Source organism: Kitasatospora sp. NPDC097605 (genome assembly GCF_040302725.1).
Classification (GTDB): Bacteria; Actinomycetota; Actinomycetes; order Streptomycetales; family Streptomycetaceae; genus Kitasatospora.
This window is the reverse complement of record NZ_JBEOSF010000083.1, coordinates 1-3,801: the sequence shown is the minus strand read 5'-3', so window position 1 is coordinate 3,801 and position 3,801 is coordinate 1. Positions and strand designations below refer to the sequence as shown.

The following is a 3,801-nucleotide window of genomic DNA, read 5'->3' as shown; positions in this document are numbered from 1 at the left end:
GGGGTGAAAGACGGTAGCTCAACTATCGCAGTGCCCTTGATACTGATGGGCTTGAATGGACTAGAGGTAGGCGGAATGAGACAAGTAGCGGTGAAATGCATAGATATGTCTCAGAACACCGATTGCGAAGGCAGCTTACTATGGTCTTATTGACGCTGAGGCACGAAAGCGTGGGGATCAAACAGGATTAGATACCCTGGTAGTCCACGCCCTAAACGATGAACACTCGCTGTTGGCGATACACAGTCAGCGGCTAAGCGAAAGCGTTAAGTGTTCCACCTGGGGAGTACGCCCGCAAGGGTGAAACTCAAAGGAATTGACGGGGGCCCGCACAAGCGGAGGAGCATGTGGTTTAATTCGATGATACGCGAGGAACCTTACCCGGGCTTGAAAGTTAGTGAATGATCTAGAGATAGATCAGTCCGCAAGGACACGAAACTAGGTGCTGCATGGCTGTCGTCAGCTCGTGCCGTGAGGTGTTGGGTTAAGTCCCGCAACGAGCGCAACCCCTATGTTTAGTTGCCAGCATGTAATGGTGGGGACTCTAAACAGACTGCCTGTGCAAACAGAGAGGAAGGAGGGGACGACGTCAAGTCATCATGGCCCTTACGTCCGGGGCTACACACGTGCTACAATGGACGGTACAGAGGGCAGCTACATAGCAATATGATGCGAATCTCACAAAGCCGTTCACAGTTCGGATTGGGGTCTGCAACTCGACCCCATGAAGTTGGATTCGCTAGTAATCGCGTATCAGCAATGACGCGGTGAATACGTTCCCGGGCCTTGTACACACCGCCCGTCAAGCCATGGAAGCTGGGGGTACCTAAAGTATGTAACCGCAAGGAGCGTCCTAGGGTAAAACCGGTAACTGGGGCTAAGTCGTAACAAGGTAGCCGTACCGGAAGGTGCGGCTGGAATACCTCCTTTCTGGAGTAGCATTGACTACTCACTGCGCAACATGATATTTCTAATTAAGGTATAGGGTAAAGAGTTAGAAGGCTTAATGTCTGGATACTTGATACTGAATACTTTAAAAACACAAGAAAAAAAAAAGAAACACCCAGAAGAAAACGGTGGGCATACTATAAGGGTAAGCTTAACGGATGAAGCTGAGGTTAGCAAAGGAAAAGCGGTAGCGGTAAGATACTATATACTGCATCAGATGCTGCCCAAAGCAAAGTCCCGTAGCTCAGCCTGGTTAGAGCACTACACTGATAATGTAGGGGTCTCCAGTTCAAATCTGGACGGGACTACCATTGAAGTTGGGAGTTTAGAGAAAAGAGTTGGGAGTTATGAATACTCCGGACTAAAGACTCCAAACTCAAAACTGATACTCTGGGGGATTAGCTCAGCTGGCTAGAGCGCCTGCCTTGCACGCAGGAGGTCAACGGTTCGACTCCGTTATTCTCCACCATTAAAGGTTGAGGGTTGAAAGGTAGAAGGTATAGGGTTAAAGCTAAGGCCTGAAACTGAAAACACCACAACAGCAAATAAAAAAATAATTACCGGGATCGGTACTATACATTGACATAAAGAGAGACAAGAAGAAAACGCCACGGGGCACAGATGTAAAGAAGACATCTGAAACGGTTCGAGACCGCAGTTTTTTACTAATAGGGCTGAAACGAGGCTTGGTTAGGGGACAATGAAACCCTCTACCCTTATACCCTCCCCCTTCAACCTTAATAAAGTTCTTTGACATATTGGAAGAAGTTAAAAAAGAAGAGCAAACAACAATAGGCGACTGTTGTGTTTGTGCTCTCCCGATGTAAATTCGGGAATGAGACATCATAACAAGAGCAAAAAAGCATACCATGCGGCGCAAAAGGCGCATGAGTAGAAGAAAGTAAGAAAGAGTACACGGGGGATGCCTTGGCTCTCAGAGGCGAAGAAGGACGTGATAAGCTGCGATAAGCTCCGGGGATCTGCAAATAGGAACTAGATCCGGAGATTTCCGAATGGGGCAACCCGGCATGTTGAAGACATGTCACATATAATGAGCAAACCTGCCGAACTGAAACATCTAAGTAAGCAGAGGAAGAGAAAATAACAATGATTTCCTGAGTAGTGGCGAGCGAAAGGGAAAGAGCCCAAACCTACTTTGTTACGGCAAAGTGGGGGTTGTAGGACTGCAACGTGGCATTGGTAAACAGAAGTGGAACGGGATGGGAAGCCCGGCGATACATGGTGATAGCCCAGTACACGTATAGAATACCAGTCTAGCAGTATCCTGAGTACCGCGAGGTCGGAGACGCCTTGTGGGAATCAGCCGGCACCATCCGGTAAGGCTAAATACTCCTGAGAGACCGATAGTGAACCAGTACCGTGAGGGAAAGGTGAAAAGAACCCCGAACAGGGGAGTGAAATAGAACCTGAAACCGTGTACTTACAAGCGGTCGGAGCTGGCAGGTCCAGTGACGGCGTGCCTTTTGCATAATGAGCCTACGAGTTACTCTTCTCTGGCAAGGTTAAGTGCTTCAGGCACGGATCCGAAGCGAAAGCGAGTCTGAACAGGGCGTATAGTCAGAGGAGGTAGACGCGAAACCTTGTGATCTACCCATGGACAGGTTGAAGGTGCGGTAACACGTACTGGAGGACCGAACCGATAAACGTTGAAAAGTTTCCGGATGATCTGTGGGTAGGGGTGAAAGGCTAATCAAACTGGGAAATAGCTCGTACTCCCCGAAATGTTTTTAGGAACAGCGTCGGCATCGAGTTACATAGAGGTAGAGCTACTGATTGGGTGCGGGGGAGTCAAATCCTACCAAATCCAGACAAACTCCGAATGCTATGTAATATGGCCGGCAGTGAGGCGCGGGGTGCTAAGGTCACGCGCCGAGAGGGAAAGAACCCAGACCATCAGCTAAGGTCCCCAAGTTACGGTTAAGTTGAACTAACGAGGTCCGATTGCACAGACAGCTAGGATGTTGGCTTGGAAGCAGCCATTCATTTAAAGAGTGCGTAACAGCTCACTAGTCGAGCGATCGGGCATGGATAATAAACGGGCATTAAACCGTACACCGAAGCTATGGGATTGAAATATATCGGTAGGGGAGCATTCTATGTGCAGCGAAGGTATCTGGTAATGGGTGCTGGAGCGCATAGAAAAGCAAATGTAGGCATAAGTAACGATAAGGCGGGCGAGAAACCCGCCCACCGAAAGGATAAGGTTTCCTGATCAACGCTAATCGGATCAGGGTCAGTCGGGACCTAAGGAGAACCCGAAGGGGAAATTCGATGGACAACTGGTTAATATTCCAGTACTTTTTATAACTGCGATGTGGGGACGGAGTAGTGACACTGCCGCGATCTGACGGAATAGATCGTTGAAGGCTGTAGGTATATCGAACATAGGCAAATCCGTGATCGATGCTGAGCGCTGATAGTACCAAGGACCTTCGGGCGATTGGATAGTGCAGGTAATCAGACTTCCAAGAAAAACCGCTAAGCTTCAGGTTATAAAAACCCGTACCGCAAACCGACACAGGTATCCGGGAAGAGGATTCTAAGGTGCTCGAGTGAATCATGGCTAAGGAACTCGGCAAAATGGCCCTGTAACTTCGGGAGAAGGGGCGCTGACAGCAATGTCAGCCGCAGTGAAAAGGCCCAGGCGACTGTTTAACAAAAACACATGGCTTTGCAAAATCGAAAGATGAGGTATAAGGCCTGACACCTGCCCGGTGCTGGAAGGTTAAGAGGGGATGTCATCGCAAGAGAAGCATTGAATCGAAGCCCCAGTAAACGGCGGCCGTAACTATAACGGTCCTAAGGTAGCGAAATTCCTTGTCGGGTAAGTTC

General features: G+C 48.9%; 2 tRNA genes and 2 rRNA genes. All 4 read left to right on the top strand.

Annotation, left to right across the window (positions count from 1 at the left end):
• Positions 1-930, top strand: a 16S ribosomal RNA gene (locus ABTX81_RS39410); the annotation flags it as partial.
• Between the two features lie 251 nt (positions 931-1,181).
• A tRNA-Ile gene (locus ABTX81_RS39405) sits at positions 1,182-1,259 on the top strand.
• A gap of 81 nt (positions 1,260-1,340) precedes the next feature.
• Positions 1,341-1,417, top strand: a tRNA-Ala gene (locus ABTX81_RS39400).
• A gap of 426 nt (positions 1,418-1,843) precedes the next feature.
• Positions 1,844-3,801, top strand: a 23S ribosomal RNA gene (locus tag ABTX81_RS39395); the annotation flags it as partial.